This window comes from Myroides sp. A21 (assembly GCF_000807225.1).
In the GTDB taxonomy this organism is placed as follows: Bacteria; Bacteroidota; Bacteroidia; order Flavobacteriales; family Flavobacteriaceae; genus Flavobacterium; species Flavobacterium odoratimimum.
On record NZ_CP010327.1, the window covers coordinates 2,295,743 to 2,321,230 of the forward strand.

A 25,488-nucleotide genomic window follows, 5' to 3' on the forward strand; every position below is an offset into this window, starting at 1 on the left:
TTAGTGTTGTTGTGTGTGATAGATGGTATGTTTTACGACAAAGTATAAAAAAAGGCGTTACGAATAATAGTAACACCTTTATTTATGTTTGAATCAAACATTATTTTTTATGTCTTGTTTCACAAGAAACAGTCAATTTATGTCTTCCTTTAGCTCTTCTAGCAGCTAATACTTTTCTACCGTTAGGAGTAGACATTCTATCCATGAAACCATGTTTGTTTCTTCTTTTTCTATTCGATGGTTGAAACGTTCTTTTGCTCATTGCTTTTATCTTTAAATCTTAATTTTACTAATCTAACTGGTTTATTTGAATTAGCTGTTGCTTAAAAACCGAGTGCAAATATATAAAAGTCTTTTTACTCTTACAAAACGTTTTTGAAAAATATTTTCATTCTTTTCATGATTAGATTTTTTAAGTGATTGTTTTCTACTTTAACAACTTCAAATCTATCCAATCTAATATTTCTTTATCTTTTGTAGTATCGAATTTTCTTGCATAAAGAAAATTGTCTGAAGCTGTTTTTAAAAACTCCTTATCTTCGATTGTAAAAGTAACTGGTAGAGGAACATTCGTTCTATCCCAATCTATATATGTTAGTAAAGATTCGACTTTAATATCGATATCATCTTTCATAACTTGTACTAATAGAGTTTGAAAAAAATATTCATCAGAACAAAACGATACTTTAAAGAAATTATAAAATTCATCATAATTAGAATTGTATAAATCTACTATTTTTTGCAATGTATCATATCTCAATGACCACCATTGAGAGCCTTTGTAAAACGTTATAGATGGATTGAGTTTTTTTTCTGTAAAAAAATACTTTAAGTATTTAAATTTAAAGCACCTTTTAAGTAGTGATTTGTATATACCTGTAAAGTTATGTTTTTTAAAAATTACATAATCACCTCTTTTATCACTTCTGTTAACTTTGTAACCTTTGAAGTTTAAGTAAGGGCGGTAATGTTTTTCTTTAGCTACAAAAAATTCAATGAAATCTTTTGATATATTCTCAGAGTAAAATTTTGTAATCTCTTTTGCGTTTTTTAGGGGGTAATCTTGTCCACTAATTAAGACTATTCTATCTTCTGGTTGTACAGGAAATAGTTTTAAATTTTGTATTAGATTAAGTGTTGCTTGAACTTGTGAAAAATCTCCCCAAATACAGTTAACTCTGTTCTCTATGAAATGTATGTTTTTTTTATAACTAATTTCTTTAAATATATCGATAGAAGTTTTAGAATCAATGTGAATTAGAAAAAAAACTTGATCATCTGTCAATTGACTTATCATACGTTTTAACTGTGATGGATTTGTATGAGCTTGTACTAAATAATATATTTTCATATTGAAACAATAAAAAATTATAACTTCATATTGAAGTAAATGAAATCAATATGAAGCTGTTATTGAAGAGAGTTAACTTATCTTTCGTTTTTGATTAGAAATAATAATGAAGACAAAAGATTTTACTTAATTATACTTTTTTAAACTAAAACAAATATAGTATAGTTTTGAAATAAAATATCTTTTATGATAATATAATAATTATATTTTATCTGATGCGAATTATAAATATACAGGAGATAATCTGTTTTGTAATACTAAGTCTTATAGATTCGGTCTAAATGACTATAGTTATATGGTTGACTCTGTGGGGGATAGTGGCGATTGAGAATGATAAAACATATTATTATACTTGGGTAGGAAGTGATAAGCGAAAGCCGAAAGTACAACCAGAAATGGGAGAACATGGACAGTATATGCTGAATAAGATGAAAGCTTTTACCACTATGCAGACGGTAAAGATATACGAAGATATACAAGCTCATCAAATGAGCAGAACAAAATAATAAAGAGCTCCATTAAGGAGCTCTTTTCTGTTTATATAATCGTTGATTTGTGATACGGGATATTATCTTGATATCGATATCCTGTTCTGTATCGAATATGGTTACAGATATAGTCACCGATATCAGATGTAATAAATTTAGAAGTCTTGTCTAAGTCAGTAGTTAATACTCCTGCATTGATACAGTGTAGTACTGCATCCTCTATAGCTTCAGCAGCTTCGTGTTCGCCTAAATGTTCTAGCATCATAGCTCCACTTAATATGGAAGCAATAGGATTAGCGATTCCTAGTCCTTTTGCCTGTGGATAAGAACCGTGAATAGGCTCGAATAAAGCGCTTTCTTCTCCGATAGATGCAGAAGGCAATAATCCAATAGAGCCACCGATAACACTAGCTTCATCAGAAATAATGTCTCCAAACATATTTTCTGTTAGAATAACGTCAAACTGTTTTGGGTTTAAGATTAATTGCATAGCCGCGTTATCTACAAACATAAAGTCTAGTTCAACTTCTGGGAACTCCATAGCAATAGTCTTCACTACTTTTCTCCACAGCCTAGAAGTTTCTAATACGTTTGCTTTATCTATAAGTGTCACTTTATTATTACGTTGTTTCGCTGTTTTAAAAGCTAGACGAGCGATGCTTTCTATTTCTTCTTGATGATATGAACAGATATCTACTGCTGACTTGCCGTCAGCAGAAGTACTTTTGTCTCCGAAGTAGATACCGCTAATTAATTCTCTATAAATTACCATATCAGTTCCCTGAATGATGCTTTCTTTTAAAGGGCTTTTATTGATCAGCTTATGATACGCTTTTACAGGGCGTACATTAGCATAAAGGCCTAATTCTTTTCTAAGAGCAAGTAACCCTTGCTCAGGGCGTATCTTCGCAGACGGATCATTATCGTATTTAGGATCCCCAATCGCGCCAAAAAGCACAGCATCCGAAGCCTTGCATTTAGCTAATGTTTCCTGTGGCAAAGGATTGTTTGTTTCGTCTATAGCAATAGCTCCGATTAATGCTTCGTGATATTGTAATTGGAACACATAGGTCTGTGCCGCTGCGTTTAATACTTTTATTGTCTCGTGGATTACCTCAGGGCCTATACCGTCTCCCGATAATACCGCTATATTGTATTTGTTCATCATGTCTAGTACGATTTAGTTTGTTCAAAGGATTTTATTGCATCCTTTTTAGCAATTAAGAAGTCTATGTCGTCATATCCATTTAGCAAACAGATCTTTTTATACGGATCTAGTTCATAGTGCTCTTTTTGATTATTGACTGTAATAGACTGTTGTTCCACATCCACATCTATCTCTACATTAGGGTTATTTTGTACTTCATTAAATAAGTAAGAGAGATACTCCTTACTTACCATAATAGGAAGTACACCATTGTTTAAAGCATTCGTTTTAAAGATATCTGCAAAGTAACTACTCACAATCACTTTAAAACCATAATCAGATAAAGCCCATGCTGCGTGTTCTCTACTACTTCCACACCCAAAATTATTACCAGCGATTAATATTTCACCAGCGTATTTAGGGTTGTTTAGAGAGAAGTCTTTTTTCTCACTACCATCATTGTTATATCTCCAGTCTCTAAATAGATTATCACCGAAGCCTTCTCTGTTTATACTTTTTAAGAAACGAGCAGGTATGATCTGATCTGTATCTATATTCTCTATAGCTAATGGAGTAGCGGTAGATGTTATCTTAGTTAAGGCTTGCATATTCATTCATTTTAGAGTAAGTAATCTTTCCTTCTACAGCTACGATAGCTGCTGTTAATGGGCTTGCTAATAAGGTACGAGCTCCTTGTCCTTGTCTTCCTTCGAAGTTTCTATTTGAAGTAGAAACACAGAATTCGCCTGATGGTATCTTGTCTTCATTCATCGCTAGACAAGCAGAACAGCCTGGTTGTCTAATTATAAAACCAGCTTCTTGGAACACTGTGTCTAGTCCTTCCTCTTTTATCTGAGCGACTACTTTTTGTGAACCAGGTACTATTAGAGCATTGATGTCTTTAGAGATTTGCTTTCCTTTAATATAAGAAGCAGCTACCCTAAAGTCTTCTATTCTCGCATTCGTACAACTACCTATAAAAACGTGTTTAATCGGTATCGTATCAATAGCCTGACCAGGTAATAATCCCATATAATTAAGAGCTTTCTCTTCTGATTCATTTTTATTGAATGGAATGAACGTATCTATGTCTATTCCCATACTTGGGTTAGTACCATAAGTAATCATCGGCTTGATATCCTCAGCATTGAAGTGATATTCACAGTCAAATTTCGCATCCTTATCTGTTGGTAACGTTGACCAATACGCTACTTTTTGATTCCACTCTTCTCCTTGAGGAGCAAAGGTTTTATTTTTTACATAGTCAAAAGTAGTTTTGTCAGGAGCTATCATTCCTCCACGAGCTCCCATCTCTATACTCATATTGCAGACCGTCATTCTCCCTTCCATACTCATCTCTTCAAATACGTTACCAGCATATTCACAGAAGTATCCCGTACCCGCATCTGTTCCTACCTGAGAGATGATATATAAGATCACATCTTTTGGTTGTACATGAGCATTAAGCTTACCACTTACAGTGATACGCATAGTCTTTGGTTTATTCATTAAGATACATTGACTAGCGAATACTTGCGCTACTTGGCTCGTCCCGATACCAAATGCTATAGTTCCGAATGCGCCATGAGTAGAAGTATGACTGTCTCCACAGACCATACTCATACCTGGCTGAGTAATACCAAGTTCGGGTGCGATAATATGCACTATTCCTTGGTATGGGTGTCCTAAATCATAGTAAGTAATGTTGTTTTCCTTACAGTTAATTGCTAATTGTTCTACTTGCTGTTTTGATAAAGGATCTTTTATTGGTAATTCTTGATTTAGAGTAGGTACATTGTGATCCACTGTAGCGATGATTTGTTGAGGTCTAAAGACAGGAATCTCTCTCTTCTTTAGTTCATCAAAGGCTTGTGGACTTGTTACCTCATGAATTAGATGTTTGTCAATATATAATATATCCGGACCGTTCTCAATACTTTCTACGACATGGGCATCCCATACCTTGTCAAATAATGTTTTTGGTGTTTTACTCATTTTCTTTGTTTGTTTAGGCGTGTTTAATAATCTGGTTTTGTGTATACATATTCATAATGGCAAATAAGTCTACTTCGGTTACTTCTTTTTTAGTATCTGCTACGCCTAAGAAATATTCGTATAAAGTATCTAGTTCTGTTTTAGTGACATCATATCCGATATTCTTGAAGCGATATGCTAAGGCAGATCTACCACTACGCGCTGTTAGAATGATAGAAGAAGCGTCTACACCTACATCTTTAGGGTCAATAATCTCATAAGTGTCTCTTCGTTTAATCACTCCATCTTGATGAATACCAGAACTATGAGCAAAGGCATTCGCACCTACGATAGCCTTATTCGGTTGTACTACCATTCCCATCGTAGAAGAAGTCAACTGACTTAAGTGGTTTAACATCGTCGTATTAATATCTGTATGAAAGCCTAAATTTTCATGTTGTTTTAAGATCATGACTACTTCTTCTAGAGCAGTATTACCTGCGCGTTCACCTATACCATTGATAGTACACTCGATCTGTCTAGCTCCATTGATTATTCCAGCGATAGAATTAGCAGTAGCCATTCCTAAGTCATTGTGACAATGACATGATAAGATGACGTTTTCTATTCCTTTGACATGATCTCTTAGGTACTTGATTTTGTTTCCATAATCTGTAGGTAGACAGTATCCAGTAGTATCTGGGATATTGATCACTGTCACCCCTGCTTGGATCACTGCTTCACAGACTTTCGCTAGATAAGCATTATCAGTTCTACCAGCGTCTTCTGCATAGAACTCTACGTCGTGTACATACTTCTTAGCATAAGCTACAGCTTCTGCAGCACGATCTATAATGGCCTCTTGTGTTGAGTTAAACTTGTATTTTATATGTGAGTCAGATGTACCGATACCTGTGTGTATTCTTGGTTTTTGTGCAAACTCTAATGCTTTAGCTGCCGAATCTATATCTTTTGTATTCGCACGAGTAAGTGCACATATTTTAGCGTTTTTAACGATTTTACTAATCGCCTGAACAGCTTCAAAGTCACCAGGACTAGAAATAGGAAAACCTGCCTCAATCACATCAACACCTAATTCATCGAGTTGCTGAGCAATAGTTAACTTTTGTTGTTTATCTAGTTTACAACCAGGTACTTGTTCTCCGTCTCTTAATGTGGTGTCAAAAATCTCAATCTTTTCAGTTTTCATATTTTTATGTTTTTAAATAACTTTAGACAAAAGTGTATAAAAGCTTTTTGTTAACTTTATCAAAAAAACAAAAACTACAATGTTAAAAAACCAATTTCAATATCTAAGTTGTTGTTTTTTAGTTTGTTAAAATATTTTTTATTACAATGTCAAATTGGGGGAAAGACTGGTTATTTATATTGATAAAATCTTTGACAAGGTCAGAGAAACGTCAATTTACTTTATATGTGAATAGGTTGCAGAATAATGCTGATGCTAAATTCATCTCACTATTTAATGCGATGGATAAGATGGAGGAGTATGATGAGCAAGTTATTCTCAAACAAAAAATAACGAGTAAACAACAATTATCCAACTTAAAAGCAAATCTGTATAAAGCTATTTTGGCTAGCCTTCGTATGAATCCTAGTAAGAAAAATGTAAGAATACAGATACGTGAACAATTAGATTTTGCAACCATTTTGTATCAAAAAGGATTACATAAACAAGGATTAAAGATATTAGACAAGGCGAAACAAATCGCTTTAGATGTAGAGGAGAAGAGCCTGGCTCTAGAGATTATAGAACTAGAAAAGGTAATCGAATCTCAGTATATCACTCGTAGTATTACGGGGCGTGCAGACGAGCTTATCGCACAGTCTAATGACCTGATTATACAGAACTATTATGCGACTAAGTTATCTAATCTATCACTGAAGTTCTATAACGAGATGCTTACCTCAGGGTATGCTAAGAGCGAGGAAGATAAGCAAGAACTAATTACCCGATTTAGTGATCAGCTCTTAGATATAGATGTGAAGGTGCTTAACTTTAGAGAGAAGTTGTGGTACTTTAAAGCACATGTGTGGTTATGTTTTCTAATCCAAGATTATCACAACGCTTATAAATATGCTAAGCTATGGGTAACGCTATTCTATGAGCATCCTAAGATGATACAGAGTCATCCTATATGGTATTTAAAAGGGAATTCTTATTTATTTAAAATTTTATTGTTGTTTAAATCAGTGGATAAATACATCTATTGGAATTCTAAGTTAGAAGAACAATTGGCTTTAGAGAGTTTCCCTCAGTCTATGAATATAGATTCTCAGCGATTCTTATTACAGTTTAGTAATAAGTTGAATATAGAGTTTATACAGCAGACTTATAATGGCAGTTTACTTTTTGTCAAGCAATTACAGCGTGGTATTAATGAATATCGAAATATGATCGATGAGCATCACTTCCATATTCTATATTTTAAAGTAGCTTCTTTGTATTTCGGATACAAGAAATATGATGATTCTCTTGCCTATACAGAACGGATTCTCAATAAGTCTGATTACTCTGTACAGGAAGATTTACTATTCCATACCCGTATTTTATCTCTAATGGCACAGTATGAGTCTGGGAAAGATCAGCATTATGAAGACTTTATTAAAGCCAATAGAGCCTTGATGAAAAAGATGAAAAATAAAACACAGATACACGATACCTTTATGAGTCTATTCGAAGGACTATTAGGGGCATCGGTTAAAGATCAGAAGCTTGTGTTAGAGCGATTTGTAAAAGAAACTGAAGAGCTCTATACGAATAGATTTTATGTGAGAAGTATTCTCTATATAGATGTCCTAAATTGGGCAAAGAAGAAAATAGCTTAGTGTAAATATATCGACTTATGCAATGATAAAAGCCACATAGACTTCTTAGTTTATGTGGCTTTGTTTGATTAAAATGTGTTGGATGTTTCAAAAGAATTACTATCTTCGCCACAGTATTAGAAAATAATACAGTATTAATTCCATAGAAATAGGTTATACTTAGTTGTATATGAAAAGGGAATCGTGTGAGAATCACGAACTGTCGCGCAACTGTAAGTAACTCATTAATTTTTTATCCAAGTGATCCACTGTTATTACTTAAGTAATGGGAAGGACGATAAAAAATAGTTACAAGTCAGGAGACCTGCCTAATTCTGTTTATAGACTATGCTTTCGCGGTTTAGAGCTTTATGTCAAGTTGGAATGTGTTTATTATTTAATCCATGAGATTATAGTCTATATAATCTAGGATAAGCGCATTATATCTTTTCATTTAATTCCAAATCATTTTCTCGAATAGCAGTTTGATAGATTTCTATCTAGTCTATAGTATTGTCTGAATACTGTAGGATTAACGAATATAACTATGTTAATAGAAGCAGAGATAGAAGAACGCAAATCGAAGGCAATCACAAGTGTCTTTAAGGTAGTATTTCCAGATACTACTAATCATCATAACACGATGTTCGGTGGACGAGTAATCATGATGATGACAGAGACAGCATTTATGACTGCTACGCGTTTTTGTAGAAAGAACTTTGTGATTGTTAGCAGTGATAAGATTGACTTCAGCAAGCCGATACCAGCAGGCTCATTAGTAGAGATGGTAGGCGAGGTAGAGTCTATCGGTAATACGAGTATTCGCATCCGTGTCAATGTGTACAGAGAGAAGATGAGAGAGGATGAACGCATCCAAGTAGTGACAGGAGTATTTACACTCGTAGCATTAGATGATAATTTCAAACCGATATCTATATTAGACTAGGTTTTATACAAGTAAATTTTGTAAGCATCTTACATTTTTTAGTTTTTGGTAGGGGGATAGACAGGTTAGTGTTTATCCCCATTTTTTTTGACTCCTTTTAACCCAGAATCAGTGATAGACAGATAAACGAAAAGTAATTATACAAAATAGCTCTGAATTAGTGATACAAGCATACTATAGTATGGTTTTAGAGCTAATGAAAGAGATATGAAGTAGAATTGCTTTGTAGTATTTGGCTAACGCTTATTCTGGGTTTAATCTAGTCTTTGAGATCTAAACATTGGTTTCATTATAGCTATCTAACTCCATTTATAAACCTTTTATAAGAGGTATAATCTTAAAAATAATAAACTCATTTTTTTACTTTTTGATTCAAAAATTGACCTTTTATAACGAGTTTTTATAGAGTATACTTCCTTTTTTTTGATAATTAGCTCTGTAAAGACCTATAATTAGTTCTTTTTGAAAAAAAAGATGTCATTTTTTTTAGTAACTAATTTTGTTTAATGTGTTGATTAATAGCGGTTTGTTTGTTTTTTGTGTAGAATGAATAGTTTCTTTATATCCCCTTAAAGCCTTATAAACAGTAGTTTGACTGCAATTCCTTCGACAGTTGGTGGACAATAACCCGTATTTAGTGGGTAAAAGAGGTCGTTAGTCGAAGAAGTGTCCTTTTATTGACCATGTATTTTCCTTGGATATAAGGTTAAAATAAATTTGAGAAATAGTGAATCTGTCAGATAATGTCTAGGATTTTGGAAATGGACTTTATAGTTTTGGATTCACTTGTAAAAAACCAATAAACATCACGCATGAAAGGATTGTTAAACATTGTATTAACAGTGGTATTAGCTACTACAACTATGACTGTATATGGTCAAAAAAAGAAAAGAAATGTAAAGCAGTATAATAGTGTTGAGGTATATCGTGCCAATGATGTTATTCAAGATTTATTAAAATCAGGAAGAGATACGGTTTTTACGAGACATTATTTAAGCAGCTTCTTAGTAGACTCTACGCGTTTATGGAAAGAAGAAGTAAAGTATACAGGAGAAAAACTGGACGATAATAAATATAAGCTGTCTGCTCAGAGTAGGCTTAAAGAAAAGAATTCGGATGAGCTAAAGCTAAATACCGAAAGTGAGAAGGTATATCATAAGAATAAATCAGATGCTGTTTATGTATTGAATAAAAGATATCTAGTGGATGGATTAGTAGAAGAGGTAGTTCATCAGAATAAACAATATGTTGTCAAATGTATAGATAAGGAAGGGAACGTGTTGAATGAAACAGGATGCCTTCGCTACTCTCAGACACCTTTCCCAGTTGAAAAAACAGAAAAGTTTCAAAACAATCTACAAAAAACAATAACTAATCTAGTAAGTAAGAGTAAAGGTAGACTACCTCGTTATATCATATTGGCTATTGAAGCAGATTATGAGAGCCAACGTTGGAATCTAGCTTTAGACTTTCCTAAAGAGTATAAGTTAGGCTCTGATATGCACACTAGTTTAGTAGCTGCTATAGCACATGTGTTAAATAATGAGAAACTAGAAGAATATCATTTTGATAAAGATATTAATGGTAATTATTATAATAGAACTATGTTTATCCCATTATCTTTTAGATGATAAGAATAGTTAGAGATTAAAGAACTCTAGAGTATTGAAAATATAATGTTTTGAAGAAGGAATGATCTAAGAGAATAGTAATAGTTATCTAGGTGATAGGTCGTTTAGAACAAGAGTAATCTTAAATAGAAAGTATTTATACAATAAAGTAGGTGAAAAATACTTTTATAGTTATATGTAATTAAATTATAGAATAAAGAAATAGATATGATAATGAGACAAATGCAATTAAATAGAATAACGGCGTTAATACTTTTTTTAATTTCAGTATTAGGATATGGTCAGGGGGGACCAGCTTCTGATGCGCTTATAATTAATAGGTAGCTTTTAAGTGGATATGATATTGTAAAAGAGTTAAATAAGCAAGAGAAAGATACATTGTTTACTAGATACTTTAACAGTATTAATGCTGTTGATTCTGTATCTACGTGGGACAGAGTAGTGAAGTATACAGGGAAAAGCCTAAAGGATAATCAGTATTTACTAATGACTAAGACTTATAAGCTTGATATAGAAACAAGAAAATTAGTTAAAGAGGAAGAAAGCAAAAGAACTTTATTAGATAAGAAAGGAAAGAAACAGGTCTACATAAGAAAGCAATTCTTAAAAGGGGGGGCTAGTAGAAGAGTATAAGAGTGATAAAGGGAAGGAGACCATTAGCTGTTATGATAAAAATGGAGCTAAGTTAAACGATAAGGGATGTCTGCTATATAGTTATTCTAAATTTCCAGGACATAAGTTTGAGGCTTTATCTATAGATGTAAAACAGGGAATACAGAATCTTCTGTATAGTTCTAAAGGAAAAATACCTTCTTACATCTTACTGAATATAGAAGCTGATTATTTAAGTAAGAAATGGTTTGTAACATTTTCTTTTCCTGAAGACTATAAAGTGAGTAATCATTTGTACTCGGGTTTAGTGATTAATATTCTTAATGCCCTAAATAGTTTAAAAATAGAAGAGTATCACTTTAATAAAGATTTATATGGTAATTTCTATAATCGTAACTATACTATTCCTTTGACATTTATAGCTCACCATGGATAGTTATAGTGTGTTAAATGATAGAATGTAAGTTTTGTATGAAATATTAATAATAAGTTAAAGTTTTATCTTTTTTGTCAGATAATGTCTAGGATATACGGAGTGGACTTTCTAGTTTTGATTTTATATGTAAAATATTAAATCAAACCTCAATGAAAGTATTATTTAAATCAACGCTATTATTTGTAGCTATAGTTATATCTTCACTTGGTTATAGTCAGACTACACCAGGCGGAAGTGCCCTTAGACAGAGTCGAATGAAATTTACGGGGAATGATATTATTAAGAGTATTCTAAAAAAGAATGAGAATATAACTTTTACACGCTATTTCAACGGTGGATTTGAGGTTGATTCTACTCGTTCTTGGACAAATAGAGTGGTCTATACAGGTAGTGTATTAGCTGATAATAAGTATGAGTTTAAATCAAAAATATATAAGAGAGATTTAAATACTAAAGAAGAAACTCTTTATATGGATAGGGTTGTAACCTATCTTAATAAAAAAGAAAAGGGTTCTACACTTGTTACTAAGCAATTTTTGTTGGATGGATTGATAGAAGAGATTACAACTGTAAATAAAGAAAAAGTGATTAAATGCTATTCTAAAGATGGAAAAGTTATTAATACTGATGGTTGTTTGTTATATACTAGATTTAAGTTTCCAAAGGATAAAATGATAGATTTATCTGAAAAAGTGAAGGCAAAAATAACTAATACTATTTATACTAAGAATGGTTCTGTGCCTAATTATATATTAGTAAATATTGAATCTGATTATAAAGCTCAAAAGTGGAATCTGGCATTAGATTTTCCTAGAAATTATAGTTCAGATAATGCTATGTATACTGAATTAGTGACAGATATTATGTATGCTTTAAAAAATGAAAAGTTAGAAGATTATCATTTTAATAGAGATATTAATGGAAATTACTATAATAGCAATTTGATTGTTCCAATTACTTTTAATAAAGCAGTGAATAAAAGATAAGATATTAACTTGGTATAATATGATTGGCGATATAAACTAATTGAGTGTAACATTCAATAGGGAAGAGATAGAAATGAATACGCTCTGATGACTAGTCATCAGAGCGTATTTTTTATACTATTTAGAGTTGTTGCTAAAGAAATAATAAATCACATATAACCATCCGAGAAAGAAATGGACAATGGCCCAAAGAATAGATTTATTTCTCGTCCAAGATAGGAATACTGCGATAAGCGAACCTAGTGTAAGTCCACCTCCCCATATCTTGATGGAGGGACTATCTGCAAAGGCTGAGGTCGTGATAAGGATCATGGCCGTGATCCAAAATGCATGAGATTTGTTCATAATGATTTTGTTTTTTGTGTTAATTACCTATAAAGTTAATAAAAAATAATTTTATAACTAATTGTAATTTAGAGTTGTAATGGAAATAAGGATTGTATTACAACGAAAGGTCAAAAACAAAAAGCTCAAGAATCCTTGAGCTAGTAGAGGTTTATGGCTATGGTAATACATGAAAAAAGCTACTCATAGAGAGTAGCTTTATATGTTGCTTAGTGCTTATGCAAGAATGCTTGTCTTTGTAAAAGAGTTTCTTCACTTTCGACATGGTTGTCGTCAGGAATACAACAATCTACTGGACAAACTGCCGCACACTGAGGTTCTTCGTGGAATCCTTTACACTCTGTACACTTAGAAGGTACGATGTAGTAGAACTCATCAGAAACAGGTTCTTGAGCTGCTTCAGCATCAACTTCAGTACCATCAGGTAAAACTACCTTACCTGTTAAGGCTGTACCGTCTTTATATCTCCAGTCATCTGCTCCTTCATATATCGCTGTGTTAGGACATTCAGGTTCGCAAGCTCCACAATTTATGCATTCGTCTGTTATAATGATTGCCATAGCTTATATTTTGTTTTATATGTATTAACTTTGTATGCAAATTTACACCCAAAACAATTCACAAACAAGTCAATATGAATTTAGATGTTAAAAAAAATGCATTTGTTAAGTTAGGTCAATTTTTGAGCCAATTCGCTGCAAATGAATTTGTAAAAAACAATGATGTATGTCATAATGATGAATTTTTTTCAAAGTTTGAAGAGCTGATTCACAGCTCAGTAAACTACAATGGATGGTTCACATTAGAACAAGTAGTGATCTCGATCAACTCTTGGGCAAGTGCGTTGACACAAGATAATTTAGAAAAGTGGACTTCAAAATATGATTTTTCTACTGAGCCTAATAAGCGAGTAGGATTGATTTTAGCAGGTAATATTCCTTTAGTAGGATTTCACGATTTTATCAGTGTATTGATTTCGGGTAATATTGCTAAGGTAAAAATGTCTTCTAATGACCAAAAATTACTTCCTTTTTTAGCGAATTACTTAGTAGCTGTAGAGCCTGGATTTGCTAGTCGTTTTGATTTTATTGAAGGGAAGATGGAAGGATTTGATGCAGTGATAGCTACAGGAAGTAATAATACAGCTCGTTATTTTGATTATTACTTTAATAGTGTTCCTAATATCATTCGCAAGAATAGAAACTCTGTTGCTGTCTTAGATGGTACAGAGAGTCATGAGGATATGGTGGCTTTAGGTAAAGATGTGTTTACATACTACGGCTTAGGATGCCGTAATGTATCTAAGATATTCGTACCAGAAGGTTATGTATTTGATAGTTTTTATCAAGGTATGTTTGAGTACAAAGATGTTATAGAATATGAGAAATATTCTAATAACTATGATTATAATAAAGCTGTATTCTTAATGAGTGAGTTTAAGATTCTAGATAATGGATTCTTAACTGTGAAAGAGGATAAGGGATATGCTTCACCTATATCGTCTGTATTCTATGAATACTATACTGATATTAATGAGGTAAAAGCGAGACTAGCTGAGGATGTGGATAAGATACAATGTATCGTGTCTAATAATCTAGTAGATGGCAGTATTGCTTTTGGACAGACACAAGAACCACAGTTATGGGATTATGCTGATAATGTGGATACTATTGAATTTTTGTTAGGATTGTAATGATTAGAGATGGCACGGATTATAAATCCGCGCCAACTGATATACGGAACAGGTTACAAACCACACCAGCATTAGTAGAGACGCAATATTTTGCGTGTCACAGTTAATGTTTATAGAACATGGCACGGATTATAGATCCGTGCACACTGATATACGGTACAGGTTATAAATCTGTGACAGCAAGTAGAAACGCAATATTTTGCGTGTCACAGTAAGTAAAGGCACGGATTATAAATCCGCGCCAACTGATATACGGCGCGGGTTACAAACCACATCAGCATTAGTAGAGACGCAATATTTTGCGTGTCACAGTTAATGTTTAAAGAACATGGCACGGATTATAAATCCGCGCCAACTGATAGATTAATTTTAGGATTATAGACTGAACAATTTCACGATATCACAAAAAAACGACATTACAAAAAAACGATTTCACAGTTTCACAAATTCACAGTTTCACAGAAAAAACAACAAAACATGATTAAAGTACATAATTTCTGTGCAGGGCCATGTCTATTACCAGATGAGGTATATAAAGGAGCTGCAGATGCTGTATTGGATTTTAATGGAAGTGGATTATCTATACTTTCGATTTCTCATCGCAGTAAGGAGTTTATAGCTGTACTAGAAGAAGCACAGCATTTGGCTCTGTCTCTGTTGGGACTAGATGGGAAGAGGTATTCAGCTCTATTCTTACAAGGAGGAGCAAGTATGGAATTCTTAAGGGTTCCATATAATCTAATGCAGAAACGAGCAGGATATATCGATACAGGTAATTGGTCTTCTAAGGCTATAGCACAGGCAGAAACATTCGGTCAAGTTGAGGTATTAGCTACTTCTAAGGATAGAAAATATGCTTATATCCCAGAAGATATCGTTATTCCTTCGGGGCTAGATTATGTGCATTATACTTCTAATAATACAATATATGGTACGCAGTTTAGCGATGTGCCTAAGGCAGACTGTCCGATAGTCTGTGATATGAGTTCGGATATTTATTCTAGAGTATATGACTGTGATAAAATAGACCTAATCTATGCTGGAGCACAAAAGAATATAGGCCCAGCAGGGTTAAGTGTTGTTTTAGTAAAAGATAGTATTCTTGGTAAGTCAGGTCGCATGATACCTCAAATGATGGATTATGCTGAGCATATCGATAAAGGTAGTTTATATCACACAGCTAATGTGTTTGCTATATACACGAGTTTATTAAACTTGAGATGGTTACAACGTTTAGGAGGTGTAGAGGCTATCGAAAAGATTAATAATCAAAAAGCAGCTACTCTATATCGTGCTATAGATGAGTTAGATTATGTAGTAGGACTAGCTGATGTAGCATATCGATCAAAGATGAATATGACTTTTGATTTTAAAGAAGAGACAATGAGAAGGGTCTTCGATACATTGTGTATGGAGGCGAATATCACCAATATAAAAGGTCATCGAGTAGCTGGAGGATATCGCGCTTCTCTGTATAATGCCTTGAAACAAGAGAGTGTGGATGCTCTAGTAGAAGTGTTACATACGATGAAATCAAAGATTTAATAAAGAACCAAATAACGCAGATGAGAATATTAGCGAATGATGGTATCCCAGAAGAAGTAAAGAACGACTTAGAGGGATTGGGATTTGAAGTAAAAGAGGTTCGTGTAGCTCACGAACAGTTAGTTAATTATACAAGTAAGAATGAGATAGAGATTCTGTTGTTACAACAGGGAACTTTATTGAATAAAAAAATGATAGATGAGATGTCCCATCTAAAAGCTATTGTTTTTGCAGGTACTTCGATAGACTTAGATAGTATAGATTATATCAAAAGTTGTGGTATTAAGGTAATATGGGCAGAAGAAGCATTGTCTAATGCTACTGCAGAGTTAGTATTTGCACATTTGTTTTCGGGATGTCGTTTGTTACAAGAGTCGAACCGCAATATGCCTTTAGAAGGCGATGCTAGCTTTAAATCTCTACAGCAGTCTTATAGCAATGGGATTGAATTAGCAGGTAAGACACTTGGGATTATAGGTTTAAATACAGCAGGAGAGAAGGTGGCTCAAAAAGCGTTGGCTTTAGGAATGAATGTGTTGTATACAGATGCCTCAGTACCTGAGATTAAAGCTGACTTTGTATTGCCAAATGGAATACACTTTAGAGTAGATTTGGCTTCTACAGATATGCATAGATTATTACATGATTCTCATTTTGTCACTATTCATACTAAACATTATCAAAAGTATATCTTAGATAAAGAGGCATTTAGTCATGCTCATAACTTGATAGGAGTGATTAACTGTGCTTATCCAGAAGCGATTAACGAAGTAGATTTAGTGGATGTAGTAAATGCTGAAACGGTATTGTTTGCTGGGATTGATCGATTCGAAGAGGAGCCTCATCCCGCTATTCAAGTATTGATGCAACCTGCCTTTTCTTTATCTCCTAATATTAATGCTTCTACTGATGAAAGTAAAGTGTTAATATGGGATGAAATTTTTGAGAAAATGCAAGTATTGCGAAAATAATAAGTAGTTTTATACATCTAAAAAATAAAACTATGTTAGAGCAAATTACAAAATTAGTAGAACAGATTAGTTCTAGTGAAGTGGCTAAAGGTGGGATCACGTCAGATCTTACAAGTGCAGTTACTAAAGAAACAGGAGACAGTATTATCAATGGATTAAAGGATAGTGTTAGCTCTGGAGATATTAGTGGATTGACTAATTTATTATCAGGTCAAGCTTCTAATATTGCATCTAATCCTATCGTAACAGGTATGATAGGTAACCTTATCAGTGGATTAGTTGGTAAATTAGGTTTATCAGAAGGTGTAGCTGGAAGTTTTGCTAATGGTGTAGTACCGCAAGTGGTATCAGCTATAGTAGCTAAAATACAAGGAGGAGAATCAGGTTTTGATATGTCTACAATCCTAAGTGGACTAGGACAAGGAGGAGCACAAGATATGCTAGGGTCTTTACTAGGAGGAAAAGAAGGATTAGGAGGAGCAATCGATAAATTAAAAGGATTGTTCTAGTCGTTATAACGCATTAATATAGAGGCGATTATTCATACAATGAATAATCGCCTTTTTTTATTATTTAGATTTATTAAAAATAAATACTCGCATAACTTGATTTTATGTTAAGTTTTACTATATATTTGCACTTATATAAAATTAGTCTAAATAAATATAAATTATGAAAAAATATTTACGATCACTTTTAGTGTTAGGTTTAATGGCAAGTATTGCTTCTTGTAGTAGTGATGACAATAGTTCTCCAAATGATGAAACAGAAGAAGGAGGAGGAGAAAATCAGAAAGTAGAAAGATTTGTTATTGCAGCTTCATCAGTAGAGCATACAGATATCGCAGATTATTTACTTACAGTAGAAGATATTGAGAAAGGTTCTGTTAGTTTAATTAATAACGGTATAGAGCAAGATGGGGCTTATCGTTATTATTTAACAGCTAAGAATAAGTTTTACAGTTTACTATATGGTCAAGGTAATCCAGGGGCTGTAACGGCTTATGCTTTAAATAAAAATGGAAAGTTAGAGAAGACTAATAACTTTGTGACTGAGACAGTACAAGTATATGGAGCTATAGATAATGATTTTGTAATGTGGAAAGTTCCGCGTTCAGGAGTAGAAATTGCACCTTGGTATATTGTGAATACAGACTCAGATGTGATAACTAAACAGGGAGTAATTAATACAGTAGAACTTGCAAATAATGGAGAAAGAGCTCACTTCAGTGGATTAACTCAGATAGGGAACAAGTTAGTAGCTCCTTATTTCTCTATGAGAGGTATTACTGGAGATGTTTGGGGAACATCATTTCCTAATACAGCATGGGCTGCAGTATACGAATACCCAAGTATGAAATTAGAAAAAGTAATTAAAAGTGATAAGAGTTCTTACATAGGAGGGTATTTTAAAAATGGATTAATTCAAGACGAAAAAGGAGATGGATATGCATTCTCTAGTGCTAATGTTACAGAGAAAGGAAAATTACTTAGTAAAAACCCATCAGGTATTTTGAAAATAGATGGTAAAACATTAGAGTTTGACAATACTTATTTCTGGGATATAGAAAAATCAACTAATGGGTACTTTGTGAATAATTTTATCTATGCAGGTAAAGGTAATTTCATTGCTAGACTTGAAAATAATAAATTAGAATCAGGAGATGTACGTTACGCAAGTTTAAATGTGTATACAAAAACATTTAAATGGGTAGAGGGATTACCTGAAGGGATTAAAGATCTTGGGTTCTCAGATAAAGGAAATTATGCGGTAATGGATGGTAAAACTGTATATGTAGGAGTTACTACTAAAGAAGGTAGTTTTGTATATAAGATGGACGCAGAGAAAGGTACTGCTACTAAAGGTATAAAGGTAGAAGGTGGAACTATTACTGCTATTACTAAAGTAGCTTCTAAATAATACTATAATTTATAAAACATACTAAAGACAACCATATCAATAGGTTGTCTTTTTCTTACATCAATATTTATAATAATACATATGAGAAGTTTTATAAAGTATTTTATAGTTGTCTTCTTAGGTACGATTCATCTAGGATATGCACAAGAATTAGTTAGTATTCAGGGAGTCGTTAAAGATAATTCTGGAGAAATTGTTATAGGAGCGACTGTAGTAATAAAAGAGAACAATAAGTTCGGGCAGACTGATTCAAATGGGAGGTACATCATTCCTAAATTACAATCAAATAAACAGTATACTGTTGAGGTCAGTTATATTGGTTACACATTTTTCTCACAAAAGGTAACAGTAAATGGTGATAAAGTATTTAGCATTACACTAACGCCTGATAATTATAATCTTTCAGAGATTAATATACAGGGAAAAAGTAAAGTACAATTAGTTAAAGAAAAAGCATATAATGTTGCGGTAGTAGATGCTGTTAAATTACATAATAGAGCGCTTGATATAGGTCAAGCCCTTGATAAAACTAGTGGTGTCCGCGTTAGACAAGATGGTGGAGTAGGTTCGGCAATGAATATTTCTTTAAATGGATATAGTGGTAACCAAATTAAATTTTTTATTGATGGAATACCAATGGATAATTTCGGTTCTGCTTTTCAGATGAATAATATTCCAATAAATTTAGCAAATCGTATAGAGATATATAAAGGAGTTGTTCCTGTTGGATTAGGATCAGATGCATTAGGAGGAGCTGTAAATATCATTACTAACACATATGATAAGACTTCTTTAGATATGTCTTATTCATATGGTTCCTTTAATACACATCGTACAAATGTAAACTTTGTATTTGTAGATAAAAAGTCTGGTTTCTTTACCCAATTAAATGCGTATCAGAATTACTCTGATAATGACTATAAAGTACGTGTAAATGTAAATGATATAACAAGTGGGAAAATAATCGGACAAAATATAAAGGTAAAACGCTTTCATGATAAATACCATAATGAGAACTTTATAGGACAAATAGGTTTTATTAATAAGTCTTTTGCGGATCGAATTGCGTTTGGTATTAATCTTGGACAAAGTTATAAGGAGGTGCAGACAGCTGCAAGGATGGAAGCTGTATTTGGAAACTTACATCAAAGAGGTGATATAGTTATGCCAACTTTTGTTTATAAAAAGAACAATTTATTTACAGAAGGATTAGATGTAAGTGTCAATGCTAATTACAATCTAGGAAGTGATCAAGTGATTGATACAGTCTATAGAAGATACAATTGGCTTGGAGATTACGTGGATTTTGAAGAGATGTATGGAAAAAAAGGAGGTGAAAGGAATCGAACCATGTATAAATATAAAAATAATAATGGGATGGTAAATACTATTGTTAATTATAAACTTGGTGATAAACACAACTTCTCTTTAAGCAATACGATTAATTTCTTTAAACGAAAAGGGAAAGATGAATTATATCCAGACGATGTATTAAAAAATAAACCTTCAGAGACAACTAAGAATATTAGTGGATTGAGTTATCAATATACTCCTTCTACTATATGGGGAGTAACTGTATTTGGAAAATATTATAATCAACATATTAAATATACAGACTCCTATAATCCATCAGGTCAATGGGGAGATTATGCATATCGAAACTATAGTAAAGATACTAATGATTTCGGATATGGGATAACTGGTTCTGTGTTTGTAAGAGAAGATTTACAATTAAAGACTTCCTTTGAGAAAAGTGTAAGACTACCTGCTTCAAGTGAACTTTTTGGAGATAAGGTTAATATTACGGGGAACTTTGGATTAAAACCAGAGATAAGTTATAATTATAATATTGGAGTTACTTATCAACCGGAGATAAGTAAAAACCATTCATTTATTTTAGATATTAACGGTTTTTATAGAGATTCAAAAGATTTTATTTATCAAGAACCTTCAGGAACTAATAAGAATGAAACAAAATTTGGGAATTTAGCAGCAATTAAGAATACTGGAGTAGAAGGAGAGATTAGATATTTCTTTAAGAGAAATTTTAATATTGGAGTTAATGGTACCTATCAAAATTTAATTAATACTAATAAATATGTAGGAGGTGTTGAAAGTATTTTATACAAAGATAGATTGCCTAACATACCTTACCTATATGGAAACATAGATGTTAATTATACTTTTAATAAAGTATTTAAGGATGATAATTTGACATTAGGATATTCGGTGTCTTACATTAAAGAGTTCTATTTGTATTGGCCATCATTAGGAAAGGATAAATTCAATATTCCAGATCAAGTATCTCATGATTTTGTTATCACATATAGTTTTGGAAAAGACACAAAGTATCAGTTCACTTTTGAAGGACGTAATATTTTAGATAAAATGATTTATGATAATTTTAGTTTACAAAAACCTGGGCGAAGCTTTGTAGGTAAGTTTAGGTATTTCTTTTAAATAAATTAGTTAGCGTGTTTTGAATTAGGCAAATTCAGAGTATAATAAGTTGTTGAAGCAGTAATCACGGAAACGTGATTACTGTTTTTTTGTTTATCTTGTATTGTAAAATTATTGACTTAATAAAATGAGTATATCAGTTATCATTAGTGATTTTATCCATTATATACGACAACCTCATACTGAAGTATTAGATATTAGCAAGAAAGAGAAAGTAAGAAGAAGCTTGGTATTAGTTGTTTTTACATTAATAGTGATAACAGTTTATATATTCAGTATTAATAAAATAGTTCCATTACCTAAGACAGCTAGATTACTTGATTTTATAGCTGACAAAGGACTGTTAGTAGCTATGTTGTTTATTGTATTATTAGGACCTTTAGCAGAGGAGGTTGCTTTTAGATTAGCTCTAAGGTTTAAGAGTTGGTATTTGTTGTTAAGTACTCCTCTTACATTAGTATATAGCCTTTGGATCTTGTATAGGTTTAATCTGAGTATAGCCTTCATAGTAGGAGGGGTATTCTACGTGATACTGTGTGCCTATCTTTATCTACATAGAAATAATATAGTGATACTTAAAGAGAGACATGAGAAGTATTTTGGGTATGTGTTTTACAGTTACACATTTTTGTTTATGATTATGCATATTAGTAACTTTTATACGATTAATACTGAAGTACTGGTATATAGCCCTTTGTTGTTTCTTCCTCAGTTCATAGGAGGACTTCTACTCGGATATATACGGATGAGATTTGGTTTTGGTTATAATTGTATGATACATATAATCTATAATACTATTCTTATGTTATTATTGTATGGGACTGGTGTTATTAAATAGATAGGTATTCTTAGAAGGTTACATTAAGTGAAGAGGATTTAACTATAAATGATTAATGTGTTTTAAATAAAAATTACAATATGTTAATTTGTAATAATTATCTTTGAGTAATAGACTTTAAAATATTGAGTTATGAATAGTATCCATTGGCATACCAAAGCTTTCGATGAGTTGACAGTGAGTGAATTATATGATATTATGCGTTTGCGTACAGATGTGTTTGTGGTAGAACAAAACTGTCCCTATCCTGAATTAGATGGTAAGGATAAGAAATGTTTACACATTTATGCAACGAAGTTAGATCAAGTCGTTGCTTGCGCTCGTATTGTCCCTCCTGGGCTTAGTTATCCAGAAATAGCAATAGGAAGAGTAGCTGTCCATGCAGACTATCGCAAGGATGGTTATGGTCGTATCTTAATGCAACATGCTATAGATAAGATAGAAGAGGAGTTTGGAGCTCAAGATATTCAGATTGGAGCTCAGTGTTATTTGAAGAAATTTTATAGTTCATTTGGATTTGTAGCCTCTTCTGAAGAGTATTTAGAAGATGGTATTCCACATGTGGATATGATTAGAAAAGCATCAGAATATACTAAATAGATAAAATGCCTTAATATCATCTGTTAAGGCGTTTTTATTATACTTTTTTCTGTTTCCATTTACCTCGCCTAAATAAAATAAAGGCAAGAATAGCTATTACTAATTCGGCAGAAGGGATAGCGATAAAAGCTCCTGTAGAGCCCAAATTAAAATGATAAGTCATTAAATAAGCAAAAGGTATCTGAAATAACCAGAACCCTACTATGTTTATTATTGTTGGGGTAACAGTATCTCCAGCTCCATTAAAGGCATTCATCAAGGTCATTCCTGCTCCATAAGCTATAAAACCAATAGCTCCTATATACATTGCTTCTTTAGCGACTGTTTTAATAGCTTCATCAGCTGTAAAGAAGGAAGCTAAAATTTCGGCCATACTAAAGAATATAATCGTGACAATAGCCATATAGAAGACATTGTATTTTAAAGTTGCAATCACTGATTTATATGCCCTGTCGGGATTGTTATCTCCTAAGTTTTGACCAACTAAAGTAGAAGCCGCATTGCTCAATCCCCATGCGGGAAGAATAAAAAATACAAGAAGGCGTAAACATGTCAAGAAACCTGACGAGCCTATTTCTCCTCCGCTTTGCGCTACTATGCGTGCAAGAATAACCCAACTACAAGTGGATATCATATACTGTACCATACCTGGTACTGCGATTTTAATGATATTCCAGGTCATATCCCATTGTATTTTGAAGTACTTTAGTTTTAACTGGATAAGTGAATCTTTTTTAGACAGATAATACAACTGATACACTACCCCCATACTACGTCCTATAGCTGTAGAGTAAGCAGCTCCTTCTAATCCCATTTCTGGAAATATCCACCATCCTCTAACCATAATAGGGCATAGGATGATATTGATGATATTACCAAAACCAAGACTTTTCATGGCTATGGCCGCATTACCTGCGCCTCTAAATATTCCATTAATAAGGAATAAGAGCATGATGGATACACAGCTGACTAATAAGATTCTGGTATATCCGTATCCATATTCTGCTGAAGCTTCTGATGCTCCCATCCACAGTAACCAATCTTTTGCATAAATAAAACCAAGTATACTTAATACAATAGTGATTAATATTGAAAGTGTGATGGCTTGTGCTGCATTTTGCGCTGCCTTTTCTTTATCTTTTTCACCTATACGCCTTGCTACGATAGCTGTGGCAGCCATACTAATCCCTATACATATAGCGTAAATAATAGATAGTAGAGACTCTGTTAGCCCGACACTTTGTATAGCGTAGGCACTCTCTTTTAAATGACCAACAAAATATAAGTCAACTAAAGCAAACACTGACTCCATTAGCATCTCAAACATCATAGGAATAGCTAGTAGAAAAACAGCTTTATTAATGGACATATTAGTCAAGTCAAAGTTTTCATTAGAAAAGGATTGCTTGATTAAAGAAAATATATTGTTTTTTGATTTAAATGTTGTTGTTGACATATTTAATGAATTGTCTAAGGGTATTTAAGGGCTCAAAGATAAGTTGATTATGTAATTAAGATATAGGTTAGTACCTTTTTTATTCCAATGGTATTTATAAATAGACTCTGTTATTTATGTTTTTTAAGTAATTGAAAATAAGGGTGTTATTTTGATTTAGATAATTTTTTATATTTAAACTATTTAATTAGTTGTAAAACTAATTAAATAGTTGTTAGTTTGGATAACTATTTATTAGTGATGATAAGTTAGTTTTTGTTGTTAATGATTTGAATATATTTATTAATTTTTAATTATTAGTGTTATATTTATTTAGTATGGCCGTTCTGAAAATAATATAGATGTTAAATAATTTAAATCATAATTAGTATAAACCATAAATAACTATAGTATATGATTAAAAGGATGTATCTAACAGTAGCAGCATTATGTAGTGTGATGTTAGCTAATGCACAGGAGAAAATAGATGTAATGAGGTATGAGTATCAACTAACACTACCAGCAACTACCGCTACTGGAGATGAAGAAGCTCTTCAGAGTAGTACTGAAATTATTTATTTAGATGTTAAGGGAGGTGAGTCTAGATTTGCTAGTGAAGGAAATATTAGAAGAGAAGAGACTTTGATGGAATATTCTACTGGGGCTAAGAAAGATGCAGATTTTGCTGTGCGTATGCAAGCTTTAAGTCAATTTAAGAGTAGAGTAAAATGGGCAGTATATAAAAATGGAGCAGAATTAAACACTTATGCTTCTTCTGGTATAGAATCGTATAATGTTGGAGAAACTAATGATCTAGTGAAATGGAGTATCTCTGGAGATATAGAAGATTACAATGGGATGAAAGTACAGAAAGCAATAGGTGAGTTGAGCGGACGTACTTGGACTGTGTGGTTTACTCAAGATATCCCATTGATAGACGGACCGTATAAGTTTAAGAATCTACCTGGATTTGTAGTCAAAGCAGAGGATAGTACAGGAGACTACAAGTTTGAGTTCTTAAAGAGTGAGAGAGCTACTACTGATTTTTGGTTATCAAATAGACAAGAGAAGGCGATGAAAATAGATAAGAAACAATGGGATAAGATTAGAAATATGAATTCTAATAAAAGTTTCTCTCAGATTATGAACGAAAGAGGAGGTACAGCTACTTTTAAAATGGTAGATGAAAAAGGGAAGGATATAACCGATGAGATGACTAAAAAGAAGATGGGAAAAGAAAGTAAGCCTATAGAGTTCTATTAGTATGTTTACTGTACAAGT

Annotated in this window: 23 protein-coding genes and 1 riboswitch; of the genes, 15 read left to right on the top strand and 8 right to left on the bottom strand. The window is 32.7% G+C overall.

Annotated elements, in window-relative coordinates; translation table 11 throughout:
* Positions 1-100: 100 nt before the first annotated feature.
* Together rpmH and MYRA21_RS10475 are read right to left on the bottom strand one after the other, a co-directional pair.
* Complete coding sequence (gene rpmH / locus MYRA21_RS10470) at positions 101-262, bottom strand: 50S ribosomal protein L34 (RefSeq protein ID WP_006256972.1); 162 nt, start codon at positions 260-262, stop codon at positions 101-103.
* A gap of 165 nt (positions 263-427) precedes the next feature.
* Positions 428-1,351, bottom strand: coding sequence for a beta-1,6-N-acetylglucosaminyltransferase (locus MYRA21_RS10475; protein WP_006256971.1), 924 nt, complete (start codon positions 1,349-1,351; stop codon positions 428-430).
* 281 nt (positions 1,352-1,632) lie between these two features.
* Between MYRA21_RS10475 and MYRA21_RS10480 the strand changes: the two genes are divergently transcribed.
* Entirely contained in the window at positions 1,633-1,857 is a 225-nt protein-coding gene (locus MYRA21_RS10480) for a hypothetical protein (protein ID WP_006256970.1), read from the top strand.
* 31 nt (positions 1,858-1,888) lie between these two features.
* On the opposite strand, the gene leuB is transcribed toward MYRA21_RS10480, so the two are convergent.
* The 4 genes from leuB to MYRA21_RS10500 are packed head-to-tail and all read right to left on the bottom strand — an operon-like array spanning position 1,889 to position 6,170.
* Positions 1,889-3,007, bottom strand: a complete 1,119-nt coding sequence (gene leuB, locus MYRA21_RS10485; protein ID WP_006256969.1) for a 3-isopropylmalate dehydrogenase — start codon at positions 3,005-3,007, stop codon at positions 1,889-1,891.
* Positions 3,008-3,009: 2 nt separating this feature from the next.
* A complete protein-coding gene (leuD, locus tag MYRA21_RS10490) occupies positions 3,010-3,594 on the bottom strand; it encodes a 3-isopropylmalate dehydratase small subunit (RefSeq protein WP_006256968.1) in 585 nt (194 codons plus the stop codon).
* Positions 3,578-4,981, bottom strand: coding sequence for a 3-isopropylmalate dehydratase large subunit (leuC, locus tag MYRA21_RS10495; protein WP_006256967.1), 1,404 nt, complete (start codon positions 4,979-4,981; stop codon positions 3,578-3,580). The genes leuD and leuC overlap by 17 nt, the downstream gene beginning before the upstream one ends.
* Positions 4,982-4,994: 13 nt before the next feature.
* Entirely contained in the window at positions 4,995-6,170 is a 1,176-nt protein-coding gene (locus MYRA21_RS10500; protein WP_006256966.1) for a 2-isopropylmalate synthase, read from the bottom strand.
* 146 nt (positions 6,171-6,316) lie between these two features.
* Between MYRA21_RS10500 and MYRA21_RS10505 the strand changes: the two genes are divergently transcribed.
* The 5 genes from MYRA21_RS10505 to MYRA21_RS10525 all read left to right on the top strand — a co-directional run bounded on the left by MYRA21_RS10505 (position 6,317) and on the right by MYRA21_RS10525 (position 12,400).
* Entirely contained in the window at positions 6,317-7,810 is a 1,494-nt protein-coding gene (locus MYRA21_RS10505) for a hypothetical protein (protein ID WP_006256965.1), read from the top strand.
* A gap of 133 nt (positions 7,811-7,943) precedes the next feature.
* Positions 7,944-8,137, top strand: a riboswitch (cobalamin riboswitch).
* A 199-nt stretch (positions 8,138-8,336) separates the two neighbouring features.
* Complete coding sequence (locus MYRA21_RS10510) at positions 8,337-8,735, top strand: acyl-CoA thioesterase (RefSeq protein ID WP_006256964.1); 399 nt, start codon at positions 8,337-8,339, stop codon at positions 8,733-8,735.
* Positions 8,736-9,547: 812 nt separating this feature from the next.
* Positions 9,548-10,366, top strand: a complete 819-nt coding sequence (locus tag MYRA21_RS10515; RefSeq protein ID WP_006256963.1) for a hypothetical protein — start codon at positions 9,548-9,550, stop codon at positions 10,364-10,366.
* 378 nt (positions 10,367-10,744) lie between these two features.
* Positions 10,745-10,999, top strand: a complete 255-nt coding sequence (locus MYRA21_RS10520) for a hypothetical protein (RefSeq protein WP_006256961.1) — start codon at positions 10,745-10,747, stop codon at positions 10,997-10,999.
* Between the two features lie 564 nt (positions 11,000-11,563).
* A complete protein-coding gene (locus tag MYRA21_RS10525; RefSeq protein ID WP_006256960.1) occupies positions 11,564-12,400 on the top strand; it encodes a hypothetical protein in 837 nt (278 codons plus the stop codon).
* Positions 12,401-12,954: 554 nt separating this feature from the next.
* On the opposite strand, the gene MYRA21_RS10535 is transcribed toward MYRA21_RS10525, so the two are convergent.
* Entirely contained in the window at positions 12,955-13,305 is a 351-nt protein-coding gene (locus tag MYRA21_RS10535) for a 4Fe-4S dicluster domain-containing protein (protein ID WP_006256958.1), read from the bottom strand.
* 74 nt (positions 13,306-13,379) lie between these two features.
* Between MYRA21_RS10535 and MYRA21_RS10540 the strand changes: the two genes are divergently transcribed.
* From MYRA21_RS10540 to MYRA21_RS10575, 8 genes are all read left to right on the top strand, one after another.
* Positions 13,380-14,438, top strand: a complete 1,059-nt coding sequence (locus MYRA21_RS10540) for an acyl-CoA reductase (RefSeq protein WP_006256957.1) — start codon at positions 13,380-13,382, stop codon at positions 14,436-14,438.
* Positions 14,439-14,915: 477 nt separating this feature from the next.
* Positions 14,916-15,983, top strand: coding sequence for a 3-phosphoserine/phosphohydroxythreonine transaminase (gene serC, locus MYRA21_RS10545; RefSeq protein ID WP_006256956.1), 1,068 nt, complete (start codon positions 14,916-14,918; stop codon positions 15,981-15,983).
* 20 nt (positions 15,984-16,003) lie between these two features.
* Positions 16,004-16,954, top strand: coding sequence for an NAD(P)-dependent oxidoreductase (locus MYRA21_RS10550; RefSeq protein WP_006256955.1), 951 nt, complete (start codon positions 16,004-16,006; stop codon positions 16,952-16,954).
* A gap of 32 nt (positions 16,955-16,986) precedes the next feature.
* The gene (locus tag MYRA21_RS10555) at positions 16,987-17,463 is read left to right on the top strand and encodes a hypothetical protein (protein WP_006256954.1); all 477 of its coding nucleotides are present in this window, start codon (positions 16,987-16,989) and stop codon (positions 17,461-17,463) included.
* A gap of 163 nt (positions 17,464-17,626) precedes the next feature.
* The gene (locus tag MYRA21_RS10560; RefSeq protein ID WP_006256953.1) at positions 17,627-18,874 is read left to right on the top strand and encodes a DUF4374 domain-containing protein; all 1,248 of its coding nucleotides are present in this window, start codon (positions 17,627-17,629) and stop codon (positions 18,872-18,874) included.
* Between the two features lie 81 nt (positions 18,875-18,955).
* The gene (locus tag MYRA21_RS10565; RefSeq protein WP_006256952.1) at positions 18,956-21,334 is read left to right on the top strand and encodes a TonB-dependent receptor; all 2,379 of its coding nucleotides are present in this window, start codon (positions 18,956-18,958) and stop codon (positions 21,332-21,334) included.
* 127 nt (positions 21,335-21,461) lie between these two features.
* Positions 21,462-22,172 carry a CPBP family glutamic-type intramembrane protease gene (locus MYRA21_RS10570; protein ID WP_006256951.1) on the top strand — a complete coding sequence of 237 codons (711 nt, stop codon included), beginning with the start codon at positions 21,462-21,464 and terminating at the stop codon, positions 22,170-22,172.
* A 132-nt stretch (positions 22,173-22,304) separates the two neighbouring features.
* Complete coding sequence (locus MYRA21_RS10575) at positions 22,305-22,772, top strand: GNAT family N-acetyltransferase (RefSeq protein ID WP_006256950.1); 468 nt, start codon at positions 22,305-22,307, stop codon at positions 22,770-22,772.
* Between the two features lie 37 nt (positions 22,773-22,809).
* Here MYRA21_RS10575 and MYRA21_RS10580 read toward each other — a convergent pair whose 3' ends face one another.
* Positions 22,810-24,228: an MATE family efflux transporter gene (locus tag MYRA21_RS10580; RefSeq protein WP_006256949.1), complete on the bottom strand. Its 1,419-nt coding sequence runs from the start codon at positions 24,226-24,228 to the stop codon at positions 22,810-22,812.
* 393 nt (positions 24,229-24,621) lie between these two features.
* Here MYRA21_RS10580 and MYRA21_RS10585 point away from each other — a divergent pair, with 393 nt between their 5' ends.
* Complete coding sequence (locus tag MYRA21_RS10585; RefSeq protein WP_006256948.1) at positions 24,622-25,470, top strand: GLPGLI family protein; 849 nt, start codon at positions 24,622-24,624, stop codon at positions 25,468-25,470.
* The last annotated feature ends 18 nt before the right edge of the window (positions 25,471-25,488 follow it).